Genomic DNA, 21,202 nt, shown 5'->3' with positions numbered 1-21,202 from the left:
ATGATCCGCATCACCGCCGCCCTGCTGCTGGGCGGGATCGCCGCCATCGCCACCCCTTCGATCGCCGCCCCGAAGGAGGGCAGCCTGGCGATCGTCGGCGCGACGGTGTTCGATGCCACCGGCGCGGCCCCCCGCATCGCGACGGTGCTGGTGGAGGACGGCCGCATCGTCCGGGTCGGACCGGGGCTGAAGCCCCCGGCCGGCGTGCGGATCATCGACGGCCGGGGCAAGGCGCTGCTCCCCGGCTTCTTCGACCTGCATACCCACTGGACCCCGGCGGGCGAGCCGGACACGACACCGCAGATCGCCACCGCCTATGTCGCCGCCGGGGTGACGACGGTGAACGATTTCCACGAACAGCCCGAAAGCTATGCGCCGCGCCGGGCGTGGCTGGCGTCGCTGGTGGCGCCGCACGTCAATTTCGCCGCGCGGATCAGCACGCCGGGCGGACACGGCGCGGACTGGGCGGACCAGTCGACCACCATCTGGATCAACACGCCGCAGGCCGCACGCGCCGCGATCGAGCGGCTGAAGCCGTACCGCCCGGACCTGATCAAGGCGTTCACCGATGGCTGGCGCTATGGCCTGGCCCCCGACAACACCAGCATGGACGAGGGCACGCTGAAGGCGCTGGTCGCCGCCGCGCATGACGCGAAGCTGAAGGTGCTGACCCATACCGTCACGGTCGATCGCGGTGCCATCGCGGCACGCGCCGGGATCGACGCCTTGGCGCACGGATTGCAGGACCGGCCGATCGATCCCGCGACGCTCGCCACCGTCGTGACCGCGAAGATGGCGATGGCCCCGACGCTGGCGGTCTATGACCCCGACAAGGCGGGCAAGCCCGCGGATACCAACACCCCGCGCTATCGACAGGGCATCGCCAAGTTCGGCCATGCGCTGGCCAATGTGAAGACGATGTTCGACGCGGGGGTGCCGATCGGGCTGGGGACGGACGCGGGGATGCCCGATACGCCGCACGGCATCTCGACGTTGCGCGAACTGGAACTGCTGGTGCGGGCCGGGCTGACCCCGGCGCAGGCGCTGGTCGCCGGCACCGCCACCAGTGCGCGGATCATGGCGCTGGACGGCGATCGCGGCACGATCGCGGCCGGCAAGCGCGCCGACCTGATCCTGATCGACGGCCGCCCATGGGATGATATCGCCGACGTCCACAAGGTGTCGCAGGTAGTGATCGACGGCCGCCTCGTCTTCGGCAAGGGCGCGCCGCCCCTGCCCGCCGGCAACCGTGCGACATTCCTGCCGCCGGTGAAGGTCGCCCCCCTGCTCGACGATTTCGAGCGGGCGGACGGGCGCAGCACGCTGGATACGCTGCGGCTGGAGACGGGCGATGGCGGGATCGACCGGACGGTGGAGATCAGCCAGATCGTGCCCCGCGCGGAGGGCGGCCACGCGCTGCTGCTGTCCGCGCGGATGGCGATGAAGGACGATGCCTATGCGGGTGTCGCGATCCCGCTGACGCGTGGATCGGTGACCCCGGTCGACGTGCGCGGATACAGCGGCGTGCGGTTCGATATCATGGGTCCCGGCCGGTACACGCTGCGCCTGAACGGGCCGACCGGGAGCTGGTCGACCAGTATCGACGGCACGGCCGGCTGGAAGACCGTGGAGGTGCCGTTGGCCACGTTAAGTCCGGTGGCACGCGGCGGCAAACCGGGCGCCGCGTGGACCGGCACCGACATCGTGACGGTGGAGATCGGCGCGACGCGACCGCCCGGCGCGACGCTGGGCGTCACGCTGGACGATATCCGTTTCTATTGAAATCCGGTCACGGGCCGGGCCCGGGAGCGTCAGCTCCCGGTCGCGCCGGCCGTTCCCGAACCGCGCGGCACCACCGTGGCGATGATGACATGCAGCAGCGATTGCCCGACGTCGTTCTCGACATTGAGTTGCCAATGCCCCTCGTCGGCAAAGCCCGGATGACTGGACAGATACTCACCGAGATAGCGGACCGCGGCATTGCGCGCGTCGTCCAGTCCTTCGGCCTCGACGGGAATCCGCTCACGTCCGGGACCCATCAGCCTGAAATAATATTGCATCATCCGCGGCACATCGTTGGAAACGGCAAGTGTGTCATTAACCTGAAAAAGGCCGGTTCCGGTACGATGTCGCCATCGACGATCCGGCACCGGAGTGTCTGAAATTCGGCCGTTACGCGATTGGCAAGACGGTTGCCACCCGGTAAGCGCTGCATCGGCCCGGTTCCACCGGACCATCAGATCGCGTCGGTGCCCGACAAGGGCGTAAATGGGAATGCGGTGAGAAGCGACGCTTCGAATCCGCGGCTGTCCCTGCAACTGTAAGCGGCGAGTGACGGACACATGCCTGACCGGCGACGGACAGGCGGCCACTGGCATCGGGTTCGCCCGGCTGGGAAGGCCGTGACCGGAACGACGACCCGCGAGCCAGGAAACCTGCCGACGTAACGGTCGCTCTTGCTCGGGTCCAGGGGATGGCCGGGGCACGGTGTTCCGTCTGAGCGACGAATCCATGCGGCCGGGGTCGCATCGATGCGCGCTGCGGGCGGCCTTCGAGCCATCCGTCCGTCGTTCGCCCATCGGCCTTCGTGCAGCCCCGCCGCCTCGTCGTCGCCTGCGCTCGCGAAGGAAACACCGTGTCCGATTCCGTACAGAGTCCTGTTTCGAATCTCGCCCCGAATCTCGCCAAGGTTCCCGTCACCATCGTCACCGGATTCCTGGGCGCGGGGAAGACGACGCTCATCAGCCATCTGATCCGCCATGCCGCCGGCCGCCGGCTGGCGGTGGTCGTCAACGAATTCGGCACGCTGGGCATCGACGGCGACATATTGAAGGGCTGCGCGATCCCCGATTGCCCGGCGGAAAACGTGGTCGAGCTGGCCAATGGCTGCATCTGCTGCACCGTGGCGGACGACTTCATTCCCACGGTCGAACACCTGCTGGCGATGACGCCGCGCCCCGACCATATCCTGATCGAGACATCCGGACTGGCGCTTCCCAAGCCGTTGCTGAAGGCGTTCGACTGGCCGGCGATCCGATCGCGCATCACCGTCGACGGCGTGATCGCGCTGGCCGATGCGGAGGCGGTCGCCGCCGGGCGCTTCGCCCCCGATCTGGCCGCGCTGGCAGCGCAGCGGGCGGCCGATCCGGGCATCGACCACGAGACCCCGCTGTCCGAGGTGTTCGAGGACCAGCTGGCCTGCGCCGATATCGTCCTGCTGACCAAGGCCGATCTGGCCGGGCCGGAGGGCGTCGCCGCCGCCCGCGCCACGATCGCGGCGGAGGCGCCGCGCCCGGTTCCCGTCGTCGAACTGGTGGACGGCGTGATCGACCCCGCCGTGATCCTCGGCCTGAACGCGGCGGCGGAGGACGATATCGCCGCCCGCCCCTCGCACCACGACGGCGAGGACGATCACGAGCATGACGATTTCGACAGTCTGGTCCACGCGGCCGGCGAGATCGACGATCCCGCGACGCTGGTCGCCCGGATCGAGACGCTGGCGCGCGATCACGATATCCTGCGGGTGAAGGGCTATGCCGCCGTGCGCGGCAAGCCGATGCGGCTGCTGGTGCAGGCGGTCGGCGCCCGGGTCCGCATCCAGTATGACCGGCCTTGGCGAATGGACGAGGCACGACGCACCACGCTGGTCGTGATCGCCGAGCATGACCGGATCGATGCCGCCACGATCGGGGCCGTGCTGAACGGCTGAGCGGCACGATGCACGTCGTCTTTCGGGAGAGCCACGGGCTGGAGGAAACGGCGACCCCGCGCGATCTGGGTCAGCCGCCCGCCGATCTCGTCGTCCTCTCCTTCTCCGACAGCGATCTGGGCGCCTTCGCGGCGGGGTGGCATGCGGCGGCAGCGGGCGGCGCGACGCTGCCGTCGCTGCGCCTCGCCAATCTGGCCGACCTCACCCATCCGCTGTCGGTCGACACCTATGTCGATGCCACCCTGTCGGGGGCGAAGGCCATCCTGATCCGGCTGATCGGCGGGCGGTCCTACTGGTCCTATGGATTGCAACAGGTGGAGCAGCTTGCCCGGTCACGCGGGATCGCGCTGGCGGTGCTGGCCGCGGACGGGCGCGAGGACGACCGGCTGGCGGCGGCATCGACGGTGGCGCCGGCGACGCGGCAACGGCTGGCGACAACGTGCGACGCGGGGGGCGCGGCGGCGGCACAGGCGGCGCTGGCGGAACTGGCGGCGGCGGCCGGGCTCTACAGCGGACCGGTACGCATGGCCGCCGCGCCGGCGAACGTCGGCGCCTGGAGTAACGACGGGGGCGTCACCTGCCCTGCCGCCGCGATGATGCAGCCGGAAACCGGATCCGCCGGACGTATCCTGCTGATCTTCTATCGATCCTATCTGCTCGCCGCCGATCTCGATCCGATCGCGGCGTTGCAACGGGCGCTGGCGGCGCGCGGCTTCGATCCGGTCGCGCTGTTCGTGCCGTCGCTGAAGGAGCCGGCGGCCCGTGGCTGGCTGGCGCGCTGGGTGACGGCACTGGCCCCTGCGGCGATCGTCAACGCCACCGCCTTTTCCGGGCGGGGCGATGCCGGCGACGCGTCGCCGCTCGACGCGGCCGGGGTGCCGGTGCTGCAGGTGGCGCTCGCCACCTCGACCGCGCGGGACTGGGCGATCAGCGCACGTGGCCTGTCGCCCGCCGATCTGGCGATGCACGTCGTGCTGCCCGAGATCGATGGACGCCTGTTCGCCGGCGTCGTCAGCTTCAAGCAGGAACGGCTGCGCGACCCGGTGCTGCATTATGCGCGCCACGCGCACCGGGCCGATCCCGCGCGGGTCGCAGCGATCGTCGACCGGGTGGCGGCATGGGTGAAGCTGGCACGGACCGCCCCCGTCGACCGGCGCGTCGCCCTGGTGCTGTCGACCTATCCGGGCAAGCATCATCAGATGGCCCATGCGGTCGGGCTCGACGCGCTGGCATCGGCGGAGGCGATGACGGGTGGCGCGCCGCTGGCCACCGCGCTGGCCGTCGAGCGGTTGCACTGGCCGCTGGACGACTATCGCGCGGCGCTCGCGCGGTTGCCGGTGGCTCTGCGGGACCAACTGGCCGAAGCATGGGGTGACGCGGAGGACGATCCCGATGCCGGCGACGGCACGTTCGCCTTCGCCGCGACGATGCGCGGCGACACGCTGGTCGCGCTGCAACCCGAGCGAGGGCAGCCGGCGGCGCGGAGCGACGACTATCACGACCTGAGCCGGGTGCCGCGCCACGCCTATGTCGCCTTCTATCTGTGGCTGCGCGCGCGGCGGATCGACGCGCTGGTGCATATGGGCGCGCACGGCACGCTGGAATGGCTGCCGGGCAAGGCGGTGGCACTGTCCGATGACTGCTGGCCCGAGGCGCTGACCGGTCCCCTGCCGGTCGTCTATCCCTTCATCGTCAACGATCCGGGCGAGGCGGCGCAGGCGAAGCGACGGATCGGCGCGGTCACGATCGGCCACCTGCCGCCGCCGCTGGTCACGGCGGGCAGCGGTGCGGGGCTGGGCCGGCTGGAACTGCTGCTCGACGAATTCTCGACCGCCGACGGGCTCGACCCCGCCCGGCGCGACCGGTTGCAGGCCGATATCGCCGCCGAGGCACAGGCGATCGGCCTGTCCGCCGAACTGGGGCTGGCCGACGCCGGCAGCGCGACGGAGGCGATCGCCCGGATCGACGCGTTCGTGTGCGACGTGAAGGACAGCCGCTTCGGCGACGGCCTGCATGTGTTCGGCACCGGTGCCTGCGGCGCGGCGGAGCGGGCGGGGCTGGAGGCGGCGCTGGCGGGGCGTTGGGTGGCGCCGGGGCCGGCCGGATCGCCGTACCGTGGTGGGAGTGGTGGCGGCGGCGACGTGCTGCCGACCGGGCGCAATCTCTATACGCTGGACCCACGTGCCATCCCGTCGCGTGCGGCGCATATGCAGGGGCAGCGGCTGGCCGACGAACTGGTGCGGCGGCATCTGCAGGACCACGGTGACTATCTGCGGACGCTGGTGGTCGACCTGTGGGGATCGGCGACGATGCGCACCGCGGGCGAGGATTTCGCGATGGCGCTCCACCTGCTGGGCGCCGCGCCGGTATGGGACATGGGATCGGGCCGGGTGACCGGGGTCGAGATCCTGCCGCTGGCGATGACCGACCGGCCGCGCATCGATGTGACGCTGCGGGTGTCCGGGCTGTTCCGCGACACCTTCGCGCCGCTGTGCGCGCTGTTCGGACAGGCGGTGCGGGCGCTGGCGACGCGCGACGAGCCGGCGGACTGGAACCCGTTCGTCGGCCATGCGCCGGCCCCCCGCGTCTATGGCCCCGCCCCCGGCCGCTACGGGCTGGGGATCGAGGAGGCGGGCGACACCTATACCGATGACGCGCGGCGGCACGCGGGCGAGGCATGGCTGGCGGCATCGTCCCATGCCTTCGACGCGGAGGGCGTACCGGATGCGGCGGGGCTGCGCGCGCGGGTCGCCGCCGCCGACGCCTTCGTCCACATGCAGGACCTGCCCGAAACCGATCTGCTGCTTGCCGCCGATTATGCGGGGCACGAGGCGGGCTTCGCCGCCGCGCAGGGCGTGACGGGGGGCAATGCCGCGCTCTATCACCTCGATGCGCGCGATCCCGCCCGTCCGCGCGCCAGGGCGTTGCGCGAGGAAGTGGCGCGGGTGGTGCGCGCCCGCGCCGCCCAGCCGGCCTGGATCGACGGCATGATGCGCCACGGCTATCGCGGCGCGGCGGAGATCGCGGCGACGCTCGATCATCTCGGCAGCTTCGCGCATCTGGCGGGGGTGGTCGGGCCGGAACTGATCGACCTGTACCACGATGCCACGCTGGGCCGCGACGACGTGCGTGCCTTCATGGCGGCGGCCAATCCGGCGGCGCTGGCGGCCTTGTGCGCGCGGTTCGCGGCGCTGCACCGGTCGGGCCTGTGGCCGACGCGGCGCAACTCGATCTTGGCGGACATCGCATGACGATCGTGCGCGGATGGTGCCCCACCGCCTGGGCGCCGATGGCGGCGGGCGACGGGCTGCTCCTGCGCGTCAGGCCGCCGTTCGGGCGGATGACGATCGCGCAGTGGCGGGTGATGGGCGAGGTGGCGCAGGAGCATGGCAACGGCGCGATCGACCTGACCAGCCGGGCGGGCCTGCAATTGCGCGGGCTGGCCCCTGCCACCTGCGATGCGGCGCGTGGCGCGCTGATCGCGATCGGGCTGGTCGATCCCGATCCGGTGCGCGATGCCCGATCGGTGCTGCTCGCCCCCGACTGGCGGCCGGGCGACGACACCCACCGGATCGCTGCGGCGCTGTACGACCGGCTGGACGACCTGCCGCCGCTGCCGGGCAAGGTCGGGATCGCGATCGATGCCGGTGCGGCGCTGACACTGGCCGACAGTCCCGCCGATTTCAGGATCGAGCGTGGCCGCGATGGCGGATTGATGGTCCGCGCGGATGGACAGGCGACCGGGGCGGCGGTGTCGCCGGGTGCCGAAGCGACCGCGCTGATCGCCTTGGCCCGCTGGTTCGTCGCCAGCGACGGCATCGCGGCGGGGCGGATGGCGCGCCATGCCGCGCCGCTGCCCGGATGGGCGATCGGCACACTCGCCCCCGCCGCGCGCGCGGCGCCACCGCCGATCGGGGCGCATCCACTCGGCACGGCGATCGGCCTGCCGTTCGGGCGGATCGACGCATCGGCGGCGCTGGCCCTGGCCGGGTTGCCGGGGCTGACCGGCGTGCGGCTGACGCCGTGGCGGCGGCTGATCCTCGAAGGGGTGGCGCCCGGTACCGCCGGTCTGCCCCGCCCCGATCCCCGCCTGCTGGCGATCGACGCCTGTGTCGGTGCGCCCGCCTGCCCGCAGGCCAGCGTCGCGACACGGTCGCTGGCGATCCGGCTGGCGCCGTTCGTGACCGACCGGCTGCACGTCTCCGGTTGCGCCAAGGGCTGCGCACGGGCGCTGCCGGCCGATATCGTGCTGACCGGCCGCGACGGCCGTTTCGACCTCGCCCGCCACGCCCGTGCCGGCGATCCGCCGGTGATGACCGGGCTTGCCCCCGACCAGTTATCCGCCCTTTTCGGAAGTATCGCCTGTGCCCCATAGCTATGAAACCGACGGCGCCGCCATCTATCGCCGCTCCTTCGCCATCATCCGGGCCGAGGCCGATCTGGCCGGCTTCACCGCCGACGAGGAACCGGTGGCGGTTCGAATGATCCACGCCGCCGGGCTGGTCGATCTTGCCCGCTCGATCCGCTTCTCCGCCGGTTTCGCCGCCACGGCGCGCGCGGCGTTGCGCGATGGCGCCCCGATCCTGTGCGATGCGCGGATGGTGAGCGAGGGGATCACCCGTGCCCGGCTGCCCGCCGGCAATGCCGTGCTGTGCCCGCTTCACGACCCCCAGGTGCCGGCGCTCGCCGCCGCGATGGGCACCACGCGGTCCGCCGCCGCGCTGGAATTGTGGCGACCGCATCTGGCCGGGGCGGTGGTAGCGATCGGCAATGCGCCGACCGCCCTGTTCCACCTCCTCGACATGCTGGCCGATCCCGCCTGTCCCCGCCCCGCCGCGATCGTCGGCTGTCCGGTCGGCTTCGTCGGCGCGGTGGAATCGAAGGACGCGTTATGGGCGGAGTGCCCCGTCCCGTGCGCGATCGTGGCGGGGCGACCGGGCGGCAGCGCGGTGACCGTCGCCGCGATCAACGCGCTGGCGAGCGACGTGGAATGACCGTCGTCGCCACCGGCACGGTCCATGGCGTCGGGCTGGGCCCCGGCGCCGCCGACCTGATGAGCGTGCGTGCCGACCGGCTGGTGCGCGGCGCCCGCCACCTGGCCTATTTCCGCAAGGCCGGGCGCACCGGTCGGGCGCGGCGGCTGGTCGACGGGATGCTGCGGCCCGACGTGATCGAGTTCGCGATGGACTATCCGGTCACGACCGAGATCGCGGTCGACGATCCGGCCTATAACGAACGGCTTTCCGCCTTCTATGCCGACTGCACCCGGCATCTTGCCGGACTGGCCGGGGGTGGTGCCGATGTGGTGGTGCTGTGCGAGGGCGATCCGTTCTTCTACGGATCGTTCATGCACCTCCACAGCCGGCTGGCCGGCCGGGTGCCGGTGGTGGTGGTGCCGGGCGTCACCGGCATGTCGGGCGCCTGGACCGCGACCGACAGGCCGATCACCTGGGGCGACGACGTGCTGACGATCGCCACCGCGACCCTGCCCGAGGCGGAACTGGCCCGCCGCATCGCCGATACCGACGCGCTGGTGGTGATGAAGATCGGCCGCCACCTGCCCAAGCTGCGCCGTGCGGTCGCGGCGTCGGGGCGGACGCAGGCGGCATGGCTGGTCGAATATGCCGCGATGCCCGAACAGCGCGTCACCCCGCTGGCCGAGGCGGCGGACGAGGCGCCCTATTTCTCGATCCTGCTGATCCACGGCCAGGGGCGGCGACCATGAGCGGAGGATGGCTCGCCATCGTCGGGTTGGGGCCGGGCGCGGCGCGGATGCTGACGCCTGAGGTGACGGAGGCGATCGGGCAGGCCAGCGACGTGATCGGGTACATCCCCTATGTCGCGCGGGTCTCGCCACGGGCGGGGCTGACGCTGCATGCGTCGGACAACCGGGTGGAGATCGACCGCGCGGACCATGCGCTGCGGCTGGCGGCGGCGGGCGGGCGCGTCGTCGTCGTGTCATCGGGCGATCCCGGCGTCTTCGCGATGGCGGCGGCGGTGTTCGAGGCGCTGGAGGCGGGCCCCGATCACTGGCGCGATCTGGATATCCGCGTGTTGCCGGGCATCACCGCGATGCTGGCGGCGAGCGCGGCGGCGGGCGCGCCGCTGGGTCATGATTTCTGCGCGATCAACCTGTCGGACAATCTAAAGCCGTGGGACGTGATCGAACGGCGGCTCGCGCTGGCGGCGGCGGCGGATTTCGCCATCGCCTTCTACAACCCGCGTTCGCGCGCCCGGCCCGACGGGCTGGACCGGGCCTTCGCGGTGCTGCGCGAGACGTGCGACGACGAACGGCCGGTGCTGTTCGCGCGCGCGGTGACGACACCCGACCAGAGCCTGCGGATCGTGCCTCTGCCACAGGCACGCGGCGAGATGGCGGACATGCGCACCATGGTCATCATCGGATCGAGCCGGACGCGACTGATCGACCGCGCCGCCGGGCCGCTGCTCTATACGCCGCGATCGATATCATGACGCAACCAGTCGAGCACCGCCGACACGTCCTCCACCGCCGCCCGGTCGGGCATGGCGGGGCGATCGATCAGCAGCACCGGCAATCCCAGCGCACGGGCGGCGGCGAGCTTGGCGGCGGCACCGGTGCCGCCGGCGTTCTTGGCGACGATCAGGTCGATGCCATGCGCCGTCATCAGCGCCCGGTCCCCCGCCAGCGTGAACGGTCCGCGATCCACCACCAGCGTGTGATGCGGCAACGGCGGCGGCACGGCGGGCGCATCGACGAAGCGGAGCAGGTAATGATGCTGCGGCCGTTCCGCGAAGGCGGCGACGTGCATCCGTCCCAGCGCAAGCAGGACGCGCCGCCCCGGCCCGTCCAGCGCGCCGACCGCCGCGGCGATGTCGGCGACACCGGTCCAGCGGTCGCCGACGACCTGTCGCCATGCCGGCCGGGTCAGCGCCAGCAACGGCACGCCGGCGATCCGGGCCGCCGCGACCGCATTGCTGCTGATCCGCGCGGCGAACGGATGCGTCGCATCGACCAGATGCGTGATCCGGGCCGCCGCCAGATATTCCGCCAGACCGTCGATGCCGCCGAACCCGCCGATCCGCACCGGCACCGGCTGTGCCGCGGGCGCGGCGGTCCGCCCGGCATAGCTCAAGATCGCCGATATGCCGCGCGCGTCACAGGCGGCGGCCAGCGCGCTCGCCTCGGTCGTGCCGCCCAGAATCAGGATATGCGGCGGAGGGACAGGCGACATGGCTGGTGAGGGTCCGTGGCTGACGATCGTCGGGATCGGCGAGGATGGACCCGCCGGCCTGTCCGCGGCAAGCCGCGCCGCGATCGATGCGGCGGAGATCGTGATCGGGGCACCGCGCCATCTGGACTTGCTGCCCGACATCGCCTGCCCGGTCGAGGCGTGGCCGGTGCCGTTCACAGCGGGGATCGCGTCGCTGCTCGCCCGGCGGGGCCAGCGCGTGGTGATGCTGGCATCGGGCGACCCGTTCTGGTTCGGCGCGGGCAGCGTGATCGCGCGCCACCTGTCGCCGGAGGAATGGACCGCCCACCCTGCCCCCTCCACCTTCGCGCTGGCGGCGGCGCGGTGCGGCTGGCCGCTGGAGGATGTGATCTGCCTGGGTCTGCATGCCGCACCGTGCGCGCGGATACGACCGCATCTGGCACCGGGCGTCCGGTTCGTCGCTCTGGTCCGCGATGGCGATGCGGCGCAAGCTTTGGCCGCCTATGTCGCGGCGCAAGGCTTCGGGGAATCGGCGGTTACGGTATTGGAGGCGCTCGGGGGACCACGCGAACGCATCCGCCATGCCTGCGCCGCGACGCTGGACTTCGGCGACATCGCGCATCCGGTGGCGGTGGCGGTCGAGGTCGCGGGGACCGGTGCGGTCGTGGCGTTGGCGCAGGGGATCGCCAATGACTGGTTCGACCATGACGGGCAGATCACCAAGCGCCCCGTCCGCGCACTGGCGCTGTCGGCACTGGCCCCCCGTCACGGCGAAACCCTGTGGGACATCGGTACGGGATCGGGATCGATCGCGATCGAGTGGCTGCTCGCCCACCCCTCCACCCGCGCGGTCGCGTTCGAACGCGATCCCGTTCGTGCCGCCCGCGCCCGCGCCAACGCCGCCGCGCTGGGGGTGGAGCGGCTGACGGTCGTGGAGGGCGAGGCACCGGCAATCGCGCACGACGGCCCGGCTCCGAACGCGGTGTTCGTCGGCGGCGGCCTCTCTTCGGCGCTGCTCGACCATCTGTCCGCCACGCTTCCCGCCGGCACGCGTATCGTCGCCCATGCCGTCACGCTGGAATCGGAGACGCTGCTGGCGCAGTGGCACGCCACGCATGGCGGCGATCTGTTGCGGATCGAACTGGCCGAGGCGCAGCCGCTCGGCACCCGGCGCGGCTGGCGGGCGGCCTATCCCGTAGTCCAGTGGCGGGCGGTACTGTGATCGTCGCGGGTTTCGGGTGCCGGGCGGGGGCGACGCCGGTTGCGCTGGCGGCGGCCCTGACGGCGACAGGCCATGATCACCCCGACGCGGTGGCGGGTCCTGCCGATCGCGCCGGGCTGCTCGCGCCTCTGGCGGCGCGGCTGGGCGTTCCCCTGATACCGATCGACGACGATGCCTTGCGGGGGGTCGTCACCCCGACCCGGTCGGCCGCCAGTCTGCTCGCCCGCGGGACCGGCAGCGTGGCGGAGGCGTGCGCGCTGGTCGCCGCCGGTCCGGAAGCGCGACTGATCGTGACGCGCCGTATCGATCCCCACCGCCTCGCGACCTGCGCGATCGCGCGATCCCCTTGCCCCCGATCCTCCTGCGAAAGCCCCGCATGACCGTTCACTTCATCGGCGCCGGCCCCGGTGCCGCCGACCTCATCACCCTGCGCGGGCGCGACCTGATCGCCGCGGCGCCGGTGTGCCTCTATGCCGGCTCGCTGGTGCCGGTGGCGCTGCTCGATCACTGCCCGCCGGGTGCGCGGATCGTGAACACCGCGCCACTGTCGCTCGACGAGATCATCGACGAGATCGCCCGCGCTCATGCCGCCGGTCACGATGTCGCGCGGCTCCATTCGGGGGACCTGTCGATCTGGTCGGCGATGGGCGAGCAACTGCGCCGGCTGCGCGCGATGGGCATCCCGTTCGACGTGACGCCCGGCGTCCCCGCCTTTACCGCCGCCGCCGCGACGCTGGAGGCGGAACTGACGCTGCCCGGCCTGGCGCAATCGGTGGTGCTGACGCGCACCAACGGCCGGGCGAGCGCGATGCCCGATGGCGAAGCGCTGACCGCCTTCGCCGCCACCGGCGCGACGCTGGCGATCCATCTGTCGATCCATCGCCTGCCCGAGATCGTGGACACGCTGACCCCGTTCTATAGCGGCGACTGCCCGGTCGCGATCGTGTGGCGTGCCAGCTGGCCCGACCAGCGGGTCGCACGCGGCACGCTGTCGACCATCACCGCCGCGGCGGCGGGCGGGCCGGAGCGGACCGCGCTGATCCTGGTCGGCAGGGTGCTGGATGCGCAGGATTTCGACGAGAGTAGCCTGTACGCCGATGGGTATGATCGTCGTTTCCGACCGCAGTCGGCGGCGTCGCCCTTTGCCGGGGAAGAGGCATGACGCGCGGCCTGATGATTGCCGCGCCGTCGTCGGGCACGGGCAAGACGACGGTGATGCTGGGGCTTCTGCGCGCGCTTCGCGACCGGGGCGTCACGGTCCAGCCCTTCAAGAGCGGACCGGATTATATCGACCCCGCCTTCCACCGCGCCGCCAGCGGGCGGCCGTCGTTCAACCTCGACAGCTGGGCGATGGCGGGGGCGCAGCTAGACACGCTGGCATCGCGCGCGGACGATGCCGATCTGATCCTCGCCGAAGGATCGATGGGGCTGTTCGACGGGGTGGCCCGCCCGGGCGCGGCCGGCAACGGCGCCAGTGCCGACATCGCCCGGCGAATGGGCTGGCCGGTGGTGCTGGTGATCGACATATCCGGCCAGGCGCAGTCCGCCGCCGCGACCGCGCTGGGCTTCACCCGGTTCGATCCGAGCGTGCCGATCGCGGGCGTGATCCTGAACCGCGTCGCCAGCGTGCGCCACGAAACATTGGCAAGCGCCGGGATGGCGGCGATGGGCATCCGCGTGCTGGGTTGTCTGCCGCGACGCGGCGACCTGCAACTGCCCGAACGGCATCTGGGGCTGGTACAGGCGGGGGAACATGCCGATCTGGATGCCCGCATCGCCGCCTATGCCGCCTTCGTCGCCGATCATGTCGATCTGCCGGCATTGCAGGACATCGCCGCCACCGCGCCTCGCCGCCCCGTGTCGGCGGCGGCGCTCTTCCCCCCGGCACAGCGGATCGCGCTGGCGCAGGATGCCGCCTTCTCGTTCGTCTATCCGCATCTGCTGGAGGGATGGCGCGCCGCCGGGGCCGAGATCCGGCCGTTTTCGCCGCTGGCCGACGAGGCGCCCGATCCCGCCGCCGACCTCGTCTGGCTGCCGGGTGGCTATCCCGAACTCCATGCCGGACCACTGGCCGCCGCCGAACGCTTCCGCGCGGGGCTGCACGCCCATGCCGCGACCCGCCCGGTGCATGGCGAATGCGGCGGGTACATGGCGCTGGGCGAGGCGTTGATCGACGGCGACGGGGTGAGTCACCGCATGGCGGGGCTGATCGGGCTGGTGACGAGCTATGCCAAACGACGCCTTCATCTGGGCTATCGCCGTGCGGTGCTGCACCAGCCGATCGCGGCACTGCCCGCCGGTGCGGTGCTGGCGGGTCACGAGTTCCATTATTCTACCATCGTCGAACAGCCGGATGCCCCGCTGGCGCGGGTGACCGACGCCAATGGCGACGAACTGCCCGATACGGGATCAGTGCGGGGGCATGTGACGGGCACCTTCTTCCACCTCATCACCGCCGGTACGGAGCCAGGCGCATGACGGGCTTCGTCGCCTTTGTCGGGGCCGGGCCGGGCGATCCGGAGTTGCTGACGCTGAAGGCCGTGGACCGGCTGCGCCGCGCCGATGTCGTGCTGTTCGACGACCTGTCGGCGGGGCCGGTCCTTGACCATGTCCGTCCGGGGGCGGCGGTGATCGCGGTCGGCAAGCGGGCCGGGCGCCCCTCCCCCAGCCAGCGCGAGGTATCGACGCTGCTGGTCGACCATGCCCGAACCGGCGCGCGGGTGGTGCGCCTGAAAGCGGGCGACCCGGGCATCTTCGGCCGGCTGGAGGAGGAGATCGCCGCCCTGCGTGCCGCCGGCATCGGGTTCGAGATCGTGCCGGGAATCAGCGCCGGCCAGGCCGCCGTCGCGGCGGCGGGCATCCCGCTGACCCGTCGGCTGGCGGCACGCCGGGTGCAGTTCGTGACCGGCCATGACGTGACCGGCACCCTGCCGGCCGAGCGCAACATGGCGGCGCTGGCCGACCCCGACGCGGCGACCATCGTGTTCATGCCCAAGCGGACCTTTCCCGCGCTCGCCGCCGATCTGATCGCCCATGGCCTGCCGGGCGTTACGCCCGCGCTGTTCGCCGAGCGGGTCGGTCACCCCGATCAGCGGCTGACCCGGACGACGATCGCCGCGCTCGCCGCCACGCTGGCGGCCGGGATGTCGGATGCGACCGCGCTGGTCGTGTACGGCCCGCTGCTGCCGGACGCGGCATGATCGACCTGCACCTGATCGGGATCGGCACGGGCAATCCCGATCATCTGACGCGGGCCGCCGAACGGGCGATGCAGGCCGCCGACCTGATCCTGCTGCCGCGCAAGCGCGCCGATACCACCGATCTGCTCGACCTGCGCCAGACATTGTGCGCGGCGGTGGCGATGCCCGACACGCGAGTGGCGCTGTTCGACCTGCCCGAGCGTGACGAGGCCGCCCCCTATGGCGCGGCGGTGGCGGCATGGCACGACGCCATCGCCAAGGCATGGGCCGACGCCATCGCGACCCATCTGCCGCAGGGCGGGCGGCTGGCGCTGCTCGTCTGGGGCGATCCATCGCTGTACGACAGCAGCCTGCGGATCGCGCAGCGGCTGGGCGACGACGGCATGGCGATGCGGGTCAGCGTGGTGCCGGGCATCACCAGCCTGCAGGCGCTGACCGCCGCGCACGCCATCCCGCTCAATACCGTCGGCGCGCCGGTGACGATCACCACCGGCCGGCGACTGCGGGAACGGGGGTGGCCCGAGGGCGTGGATACGGTCGCGGTGATGCTCGACGGCGGCTGCGCGTTCGAGACCATCGACCCGGTGGGGATCACGATCTGGTGGGGCGCCTATCTCGGCATGGCGCAACAGGCGCTGGCGGCCGGGCCGCTGGGCGAGGTCGGGCCGACGCTGCGGGCCCGCCGTGCCGCGCTGCGGGCGACGCATGGCTGGATCATGGATACCTATCTATTGCGTCGATCGCCCGCCTAGCGATCGTCACGCCCGGCGCAGTTCCTGCAACCGCCAGCGCCGGTGTCGCGACAGGGTGACCCGCATCAGCGGCGTCACGTCGATGCCCAGCGTGGCGGCGACCGGTATCCCCAGCGCGTGCGCGATCGCCGCCCGGATCACTGCAACATGGGTGACGGCGAGCACACTGCCCGCCACCAGCCCGTCCAGACACGCCCCCACCCGACCGGCGACCGCCGCCATGCTTTCCCCACCTGGCGCACCCGTTTCGGGCGCCGCCAGCCAGGCGGCCAGCGCCGCGCCGTCGACCTCGTCCAGTCCCGCCCCGGTCCAGTCGCCGGCATCGATGTCGCGCAGCAACGGCTCATCTTCCCCCGCGAGCGATAACAGCGCGGCGGTGTCGCGCGCCGCCATGCCGGGGGCGATCAGGCATCGGTCGAACCGCCGCCCACCGGGTACGAACCGCCGCACCGCCGCACGCCCGCCCTCGTCGAGCGGTTCGGCCGGATCGGGAAACCGGGCGGCGCGGAACGATGCCGTGGCCCCGGCGCACAGCAGGACGAGATGGGTCGGCACCGGCAAAATGCTCCTGATCGATTGACGCGCCCCGGTGCAGCGGCCACAGTCGCGCATATCGGAGCCGGGCGGGAAGCCGGTGAAATTCCGGCGCGGTCGCGCCACTGTGATCGACGGGTTCGTCCCTGTCGAGAGCCAGACCCCGCCCGGCACCTCCACCCCCCGCGCCGGGCGCGTATTCCCGGCAGGAGCATGCCTGTGACGACCGGCCTTTCCATACCCCTCGACGGCAAAACCGGCGGCATCGCCCGTCCGATCCCGATTGCGGACATCATGCCATGGGCGGTCTTCGCCGCCGTGGTCGCGCTGATCCTGCTATACTTCGTCAGCACCGAACAGGGCGCCTTCGCGCTGTTCGAGGGCAAGTATGTGCACGAATATGTGCATGACGGCCGCCACCTGCTGGGCTTTCCCTGCCACTGATCCCGTCGGGGAATCTCCATGATGAAGACGTTGCTCTGGCGGGGGATGCTCGCTGGACTGGCCGGTGCGTTCGCCGCCGCCACCTTTGCCCTGCTGTTCGCCGAACCGCGGATCGATGCCGCCATCGCCCTGGAATCGCGCCATGCGATGGCCGGGATGGTGGCCGAGCCTGAGCTGGTCAGCCGCGCCGTGCAGAAGACCTGGGGACTGTTCACCGCGATGGGGCTGTACGGCACGGCGCTGGGCGGGCTGTTCGCGATCGTGTTCGGCGGACTGTACGGACGCGTCGGACAGACGGCCCCGCGCACGCTGGCGCTGACGCTGGCGATCGCTGCCTTCGTGGTCGTCGTGCTGGTTCCGGCGATCAAATATCCGCCGACGCCGCCCGCGGTCGGGCTGCACGAGACCGTCCGGCTGCGCACCGGCGCCTGGTTCGCGATGCTGGCGCTGTCGATTGCCGCTGCCGTGGCCGCCGGTCGTATCCACCGGGCGATGGCCGCACGGATCGCGGCGACCGACCGGCTGATGATCGCCGGTGGCGCCTATGTCGCGATCGTCGCGGCCGGGCAGTTGCTGCTGCCGTCGATCGATGAGGTGCCCGCCGATTTCCCGGCGACGTTGCTGTGGCAGTTCCGCCTTGCCGCGATCGCGACGCAGGCGGTGTTCTGGCTGGTGGCCGCCGACCTGTTCGGCCGTGCCGCGAGCCGCGTCGTGGGATGGAACCGACCATGACCGACGACCCCGCCGCCGAGGCACGCCATGCCGAAAAGATGCAGCGCATCCAGGCTGCCCGGCGCGACATGATGGCCGGCAAGACCGGCGAGAAGGGGCTGCTGATCGTCCATACCGGCCCCGGCAAGGGCAAGTCGACCGCCGCGTTCGGCATGGCCGTGCGGGCGATGGGGCACGGGATGAAGGTCGGTATCGTCCAGTTCGTGAAGGGCGCGATGACCACGGGCGAACGGGCGATCTTCGACGCCTTTCCCGACCTGGTCAGCTTCTGCCCGATGGGCGAGGGCTTCACCTGGGACACGCAGGACCGTGCCCGCGATATCGCGGTCGCCCGGACGGCGTGGGACGAGGTGCGCCGGATGATCGCCGACCCTGCGATCGCGATGGTGATCGCGGACGAGCTGAACATCGTGCTGCGCTATGGCTATCTGCCGGTCGAGGAAGTCGTGGCGGCCGTGATGGACCGCGCGCCGATGAAGCACGTGGTCGTCACCGGCCGCAACGCCCCGCAACCCCTGATCGACGCCGCCGATCTGGTGACCGAGATGACGCAGGTGAAGCATCCCTTTCGCGGCGGGATCAAGGCGCAGGCCGGAATAGAGTTCTGATGAAACTGATCCCCGTCGACAACGCACCCGCCGTGGTGGTGTGCAACACCTGCCGGTTCAGCAAGGAGGAACGCGACGATCCCGCCGGCCGCCGTGGTGGCGCGCTGCTGTTCGATGCGCTCGTCGCGGCGCGGGCAGATGACCCGGCCTTTGCCGATGTCGCGGTGCAGGCGATGCCGTGCCTGTTCGCCTGCACGGAGTTCTGCACCGTCCATCTGCGCGGCCCCGGCAAGGTCGGCTATGTCATGGGCCGGTTCGCCGCCGATGCAGAGGCGGCACGCGCGATCCTCGAATATGCCGCACACTTCGCCGCCAGCGACACCGGGCAGGTCCCGTTCAAACAATGGCCGGCGGGGGTGAAGGGGCATTTCATCACCCGTACCCCGCCCGAGGGGTATGTCGTCGAATGACCGTCTTCACCTCGCCAGCCGACTTCGTCGCGGCCATCGAGGCGCTGCGTTCCCCGGACGCCGACAGCCGCGCCGCCGCCGCGCGGCGTCAGGCCGAACTGACCAAGCCGCCCGGGTCGCTGGGACGACTGGAGGAGATCGCGCTGTTCATGGCGGGATGGCAAGGCCGCGCCCGGCCACGGCTGGATCATGGCAGCGTCGTGGTCTTCGCGGGCAATCACGGCGTCGCGGCGCGCGGGGTGAGCGCCTTTCCCGCCGAGGTGACCGCACAGATGGTCGCCAACTTCCGGTCCGGCGGTGCGGCCATCAACGCGCTGGCCGCCGCCGCCGGGCTGGCGCTCGGCGTGGTGGCGCTGGACCTCGACCGGCCCACCGCGGATTTCACGACCATGCCCGCGATGGGGGTGGACGACTGCCTCGCCGCGATCAACGCCGGCGCGGCGGCGGTGTCGCCCGATCTCGACCTGCTGGTGCCGGGAGAGATGGGGATCGCCAATTCGACCGCTGCCGCCGCGCTGTGCGCCGCCAGTTTCGGCGGTACGGCGCGCGACTGGGTGGGGCCGGGTACGGGCGTCGATGGCAAGGCGCTGGCTGCGAAGATCACGGCGGTGGACGCCGCCCTGCTGCGCCACCGCGCGGCGGCGACCGATCCGTTCGAGATGCTGCGCCGACTGGGCGGGCGGGAGATCGCGGCGATCGCCGGGGCGGTGGTGGCGGCGCGCCTTCACGGCGTCCCCGTGTTGCTCGACGGGTTCATCGGTACCGCGGCGGTCGCACCGCTTGCCGCCCATCGGCCCGGCATCGTCGACCATTGCCTGGCCGGGCACGTCTCCGCCGAACCGGGCCATGTCCGGCTACTGGCCCGACTGGGGCTGGTGCCGCTGCTATCGCTCGACATGCGGCTGGGCGAGGCAAGCGGGGGAGCGGTGGCGGCGATGCTGGTCCGCGCCGCGCTGGCCGCGCATGACGACATGGCGACCTTTGCCGAGGCGGGCGTCGCGAGCGCGTGACCGCGCCGCGCACCGTCCATCTGATGCGCCACGGCGAACCCGACGGCGCCGGCCGGATGATCGGCCATGGCGATCCGCCAACGACCCCGGCGGGGATCGCCGCCTGCGTCGCCGCCGCCGCGTCGCTGACACCCGTGGCGATCGTCGCCTCCGACCTTGCCCGTGCCCGTGCCTGCGCCGATGCGATCGGCGGGCCGCACGGACTGATGGTCAGACGCGACGCTCGCTGGCGGGAACTGGATTTCGGCGACTGGGACGGTCAACACTCCCGCGACCTCGACCCGGATGCGCTTGCCCGTTTCTGGGCCGATCCCGACATGGCGCCGCCGCCGGGCGGCGAACGCTGGTCGGCGCTGGTCGAACGCGTCGGTGCGGCGATCCCCGCGCTGGTCGACGGGACGCTGGTCGTCACCCATGCCGGCGCGATCCGGGCGGCGCTGGCGATATCGTGCGGCTTCGATGCGCGGCAGACCTGGGCGTTCGCGCTGCCCTATGCCGGGATCGTCACGCTGCGGCTGTGGCCGGACACGCCACCCGTCGCCCAGATCGTGAGACTGGCGTGAGGCGGTTCGTGCTGGCGCTGGGGTTCCTCACCCGCCTGCCCGTACCCGCGGTGACGGCATCGACGGCGGACTTCGCGGCGGCGATCCGCTGCTATCCGCTGGTCGGCCTGGTCATCGGCCTGTGTGTCGCGGTGGCGGGATGGGCGGGTGCGCTGATCGATCCATGGACGAGCGCACTGGCGGGGTTGGCGATGTGGGTAGCCGTGACCGGCGCGCTGCATCTCGACGGGCTCGCCGATCTGGCGGACGGGCTGGGCGCGGCGCATGGCGATCGCACCCGATTGCTGGCGGTGATGGCCGACCCGCATGTCGGCAGCTTCGGGGTGGTGACGCTGGGCCTGCAATTGCTGGCGAAGCTGGTGCTGCTCCACGCCTGCGGGCCGATCGGGTGGGCGATCGTGTTGATCCCGGCAGCGGCACGGATCGGGCCGCTCGGCTGGGCGCGCTGGTTGCCGCCGGTCACGCAAGGGCTGGGCGCGACGGTTGCCCGCGCGGTACGGCGGCGCGACCCGATCGGCTGGGGCCTGCTGCTCGCGGGCGGCGGGGTGGTGTTTCCCGTCCTGCTGGCCGCGCCGATCCTGATCCTCGTCTATGCGCTGTGGCTGCGGCGCAAGCTGGGCGGGATCAACGGCGACGCGCATGGCGCAGGGATCGAGCTGGTCGAGATCGGGCTGCTAGTCGTGCTGGCGGTGCTCGGCCCGCGCTGAGTGCCTGTTTGGAAACTCGCGAGAGGGCGAGTTTCAAGGCGGTGCCAGCCCGCTCCCCCTCCCGGCCACCCATTCAGGATACGATGTGGGTGGCCGGGAGGGGGAGCGGGCCGGCACC

23 protein-coding genes and 1 riboswitch are annotated in these 21,202 nt (G+C 71.7%); of the genes, 20 read left to right on the top strand and 3 right to left on the bottom strand.

Annotated elements, in window-relative coordinates:
• Complete coding sequence (locus ABD719_RS10735) at window positions 1-1,782, top strand: amidohydrolase family protein (protein ID WP_344693366.1); 1,782 nt, start codon at window positions 1-3, stop codon at window positions 1,780-1,782.
• Window positions 1,783-1,811: 29 nt separating this feature from the next.
• Here ABD719_RS10735 and ABD719_RS10730 read toward each other — a convergent pair whose 3' ends face one another.
• Complete coding sequence (locus ABD719_RS10730; protein ID WP_344693365.1) at window positions 1,812-2,063, bottom strand: DUF6894 family protein; 252 nt, start codon at window positions 2,061-2,063, stop codon at window positions 1,812-1,814.
• A 167-nt stretch (window positions 2,064-2,230) separates the two neighbouring features.
• A riboswitch (cobalamin riboswitch) is annotated at window positions 2,231-2,457 on the top strand.
• A 178-nt stretch (window positions 2,458-2,635) separates the two neighbouring features.
• Here ABD719_RS10730 and cobW point away from each other — a divergent pair.
• Genes cobW through cobJ form a run of 6 tightly spaced genes read left to right on the top strand, consistent with a single transcriptional unit; the run spans window position 2,636 to window position 10,183 of the window.
• Window positions 2,636-3,709: a cobalamin biosynthesis protein CobW gene (gene cobW, locus ABD719_RS10725; RefSeq protein WP_344693364.1), complete on the top strand. Its 1,074-nt coding sequence runs from the start codon at window positions 2,636-2,638 to the stop codon at window positions 3,707-3,709.
• 8 nt (window positions 3,710-3,717) lie between these two features.
• The gene (gene cobN / locus ABD719_RS10720) at window positions 3,718-6,960 is read left to right on the top strand and encodes a cobaltochelatase subunit CobN (RefSeq protein ID WP_344693363.1); all 3,243 of its coding nucleotides are present in this window, start codon (window positions 3,718-3,720) and stop codon (window positions 6,958-6,960) included.
• Window positions 6,957-8,084, top strand: a complete 1,128-nt coding sequence (locus ABD719_RS10715) for a cobalamin biosynthesis protein CobG (RefSeq protein WP_344693362.1) — start codon at window positions 6,957-6,959, stop codon at window positions 8,082-8,084. The genes cobN and ABD719_RS10715 overlap by 4 nt, the downstream gene beginning before the upstream one ends.
• Window positions 8,074-8,703, top strand: a complete 630-nt coding sequence (locus ABD719_RS10710) for a precorrin-8X methylmutase (protein ID WP_344693361.1) — start codon at window positions 8,074-8,076, stop codon at window positions 8,701-8,703. The genes ABD719_RS10715 and ABD719_RS10710 overlap by 11 nt, the downstream gene beginning before the upstream one ends.
• Entirely contained in the window at window positions 8,700-9,434 is a 735-nt protein-coding gene (gene cobI / locus ABD719_RS10705) for a precorrin-2 C(20)-methyltransferase (RefSeq protein WP_344693360.1), read from the top strand. Before ABD719_RS10710 ends, cobI begins: the two co-directional genes overlap by 4 nt.
• On the top strand, window positions 9,431-10,183 hold the full coding sequence (gene cobJ / locus ABD719_RS10700; RefSeq protein WP_344693359.1) for a precorrin-3B C(17)-methyltransferase: 753 nt from the start codon (window positions 9,431-9,433) through the stop codon (window positions 10,181-10,183). The genes cobI and cobJ overlap by 4 nt, the downstream gene beginning before the upstream one ends.
• Here cobJ and ABD719_RS10695 read toward each other — a convergent pair.
• Window positions 10,159-10,923, bottom strand: coding sequence for a cobalt-precorrin-6A reductase (locus tag ABD719_RS10695; RefSeq protein WP_344693358.1), 765 nt, complete (start codon window positions 10,921-10,923; stop codon window positions 10,159-10,161). The two genes, cobJ and ABD719_RS10695, sit on opposite strands and share 25 nt — an antisense overlap.
• Between ABD719_RS10695 and cbiE the strand changes: the two genes are divergently transcribed.
• The 6 genes from cbiE to cobF are packed head-to-tail and all read left to right on the top strand — an operon-like array spanning window position 10,922 to window position 16,076.
• Complete coding sequence (gene cbiE / locus ABD719_RS10690) at window positions 10,922-12,124, top strand: precorrin-6y C5,15-methyltransferase (decarboxylating) subunit CbiE (RefSeq protein ID WP_344693357.1); 1,203 nt, start codon at window positions 10,922-10,924, stop codon at window positions 12,122-12,124. The genes ABD719_RS10695 and cbiE overlap by 2 nt on opposite strands.
• On the top strand, window positions 12,121-12,504 hold the full coding sequence (locus tag ABD719_RS10685; protein WP_344693356.1) for a cobalamin biosynthesis protein: 384 nt from the start codon (window positions 12,121-12,123) through the stop codon (window positions 12,502-12,504). The genes cbiE and ABD719_RS10685 overlap by 4 nt, the downstream gene beginning before the upstream one ends.
• A complete protein-coding gene (gene cobM / locus ABD719_RS10680) occupies window positions 12,501-13,286 on the top strand; it encodes a precorrin-4 C(11)-methyltransferase (RefSeq protein ID WP_344693355.1) in 786 nt (261 codons plus the stop codon). The genes ABD719_RS10685 and cobM overlap by 4 nt, the downstream gene beginning before the upstream one ends.
• Window positions 13,283-14,602: a cobyrinic acid a,c-diamide synthase CobB gene (locus ABD719_RS10675; protein ID WP_344693354.1), complete on the top strand. Its 1,320-nt coding sequence runs from the start codon at window positions 13,283-13,285 to the stop codon at window positions 14,600-14,602. Before cobM ends, ABD719_RS10675 begins: the two co-directional genes overlap by 4 nt.
• Window positions 14,599-15,324 (top strand): uroporphyrinogen-III C-methyltransferase, encoded by a 726-nt coding sequence (gene cobA, locus ABD719_RS10670; protein WP_344693353.1) that lies wholly within the window; start codon window positions 14,599-14,601, stop codon window positions 15,322-15,324. Before ABD719_RS10675 ends, cobA begins: the two co-directional genes overlap by 4 nt.
• Window positions 15,321-16,076 (top strand): precorrin-6A synthase (deacetylating), encoded by a 756-nt coding sequence (gene cobF, locus ABD719_RS10665; RefSeq protein ID WP_344693352.1) that lies wholly within the window; start codon window positions 15,321-15,323, stop codon window positions 16,074-16,076. The genes cobA and cobF overlap by 4 nt, the downstream gene beginning before the upstream one ends.
• 6 nt (window positions 16,077-16,082) lie before the next feature.
• Here cobF and ABD719_RS10660 read toward each other — a convergent pair whose 3' ends face one another.
• Window positions 16,083-16,631 carry a histidine phosphatase family protein gene (locus tag ABD719_RS10660; protein WP_344693351.1) on the bottom strand — a complete coding sequence of 183 codons (549 nt, stop codon included), beginning with the start codon at window positions 16,629-16,631 and terminating at the stop codon, window positions 16,083-16,085.
• 198 nt (window positions 16,632-16,829) lie between these two features.
• On the opposite strand from ABD719_RS10660, the gene ABD719_RS10655 reads away from it, so the two are divergent.
• Genes ABD719_RS10655 through cobS form a run of 7 tightly spaced genes read left to right on the top strand, consistent with a single transcriptional unit; the run spans window position 16,830 to window position 21,084 of the window.
• Window positions 16,830-17,054, top strand: coding sequence for a CbtB domain-containing protein (locus ABD719_RS10655; RefSeq protein ID WP_344693350.1), 225 nt, complete (start codon window positions 16,830-16,832; stop codon window positions 17,052-17,054).
• Between the two features lie 18 nt (window positions 17,055-17,072).
• Window positions 17,073-17,786, top strand: a complete 714-nt coding sequence (locus ABD719_RS10650) for a CbtA family protein (RefSeq protein ID WP_344693349.1) — start codon at window positions 17,073-17,075, stop codon at window positions 17,784-17,786.
• Window positions 17,783-18,394 carry a cob(I)yrinic acid a,c-diamide adenosyltransferase gene (cobO, locus tag ABD719_RS10645; protein ID WP_344693348.1) on the top strand — a complete coding sequence of 204 codons (612 nt, stop codon included), beginning with the start codon at window positions 17,783-17,785 and terminating at the stop codon, window positions 18,392-18,394. The genes ABD719_RS10650 and cobO overlap by 4 nt, the downstream gene beginning before the upstream one ends.
• Window positions 18,394-18,804, top strand: coding sequence for a DUF1636 domain-containing protein (locus ABD719_RS10640; protein WP_344693347.1), 411 nt, complete (start codon window positions 18,394-18,396; stop codon window positions 18,802-18,804). Before cobO ends, ABD719_RS10640 begins: the two co-directional genes overlap by 1 nt.
• Window positions 18,801-19,814, top strand: a complete 1,014-nt coding sequence (gene cobT / locus ABD719_RS10635; protein ID WP_344693346.1) for a nicotinate-nucleotide--dimethylbenzimidazole phosphoribosyltransferase — start codon at window positions 18,801-18,803, stop codon at window positions 19,812-19,814. The genes ABD719_RS10640 and cobT overlap by 4 nt, the downstream gene beginning before the upstream one ends.
• Window positions 19,811-20,377 (top strand): histidine phosphatase family protein, encoded by a 567-nt coding sequence (locus tag ABD719_RS10630; RefSeq protein ID WP_344693345.1) that lies wholly within the window; start codon window positions 19,811-19,813, stop codon window positions 20,375-20,377. The genes cobT and ABD719_RS10630 overlap by 4 nt, the downstream gene beginning before the upstream one ends.
• The gene (gene cobS, locus ABD719_RS10625; RefSeq protein WP_344693344.1) at window positions 20,374-21,084 is read left to right on the top strand and encodes an adenosylcobinamide-GDP ribazoletransferase; all 711 of its coding nucleotides are present in this window, start codon (window positions 20,374-20,376) and stop codon (window positions 21,082-21,084) included. Before ABD719_RS10630 ends, cobS begins: the two co-directional genes overlap by 4 nt.
• Window positions 21,085-21,202: the final 118 nt, after the last annotated feature.

The organism is Sphingomonas cynarae (assembly GCF_039537815.1).
Lineage (GTDB): Bacteria > Pseudomonadota > Alphaproteobacteria > Sphingomonadales > Sphingomonadaceae > Sphingomonas > Sphingomonas cynarae.
Note: the sequence above shows the minus strand (reverse complement) of the source record. Positions and strands in the feature narration are given on the sequence as shown.

Bases quoted from the DNA above. Each gene is read 5' to 3' on its own strand.
- ABD719_RS10735 (WP_344693366.1), top strand. From the start codon at position 1: ATGATCCGCATCACCGCCGCCCTGCTGCTGGGCGGGATCGCCGCCATC.
- ABD719_RS10730 (WP_344693365.1), bottom strand. From the start codon at position 2,063: ATGATGCAATATTATTTCAGGCTGATGGGTCCCGGACGTGAGCGGATT.
- cobN (WP_344693363.1), top strand. From the start codon at position 3,718: ATGCACGTCGTCTTTCGGGAGAGCCACGGGCTGGAGGAAACGGCGACC.
- ABD719_RS10715 (WP_344693362.1), top strand. From the start codon at position 6,957: ATGACGATCGTGCGCGGATGGTGCCCCACCGCCTGGGCGCCGATGGCG.
- cobI (WP_344693360.1), top strand. From the start codon at position 8,700: ATGACCGTCGTCGCCACCGGCACGGTCCATGGCGTCGGGCTGGGCCCC.
- cobJ (WP_344693359.1), top strand. From the start codon at position 9,431: ATGAGCGGAGGATGGCTCGCCATCGTCGGGTTGGGGCCGGGCGCGGCG.
- cbiE (WP_344693357.1), top strand. From the start codon at position 10,922: ATGGCTGGTGAGGGTCCGTGGCTGACGATCGTCGGGATCGGCGAGGAT.
- ABD719_RS10695 (WP_344693358.1), bottom strand. From the start codon at position 10,923: ATGTCGCCTGTCCCTCCGCCGCATATCCTGATTCTGGGCGGCACGACC.
- cobM (WP_344693355.1), top strand. From the start codon at position 12,501: ATGACCGTTCACTTCATCGGCGCCGGCCCCGGTGCCGCCGACCTCATC.
- ABD719_RS10675 (WP_344693354.1), top strand. From the start codon at position 13,283: ATGACGCGCGGCCTGATGATTGCCGCGCCGTCGTCGGGCACGGGCAAG.
- cobA (WP_344693353.1), top strand. From the start codon at position 14,599: ATGACGGGCTTCGTCGCCTTTGTCGGGGCCGGGCCGGGCGATCCGGAG.
- cobF (WP_344693352.1), top strand. From the start codon at position 15,321: ATGATCGACCTGCACCTGATCGGGATCGGCACGGGCAATCCCGATCAT.
- ABD719_RS10650 (WP_344693349.1), top strand. From the start codon at position 17,073: ATGATGAAGACGTTGCTCTGGCGGGGGATGCTCGCTGGACTGGCCGGT.
- cobO (WP_344693348.1), top strand. From the start codon at position 17,783: ATGACCGACGACCCCGCCGCCGAGGCACGCCATGCCGAAAAGATGCAG.
- ABD719_RS10640 (WP_344693347.1), top strand. From the start codon at position 18,394: ATGAAACTGATCCCCGTCGACAACGCACCCGCCGTGGTGGTGTGCAAC.
- cobT (WP_344693346.1), top strand. From the start codon at position 18,801: ATGACCGTCTTCACCTCGCCAGCCGACTTCGTCGCGGCCATCGAGGCG.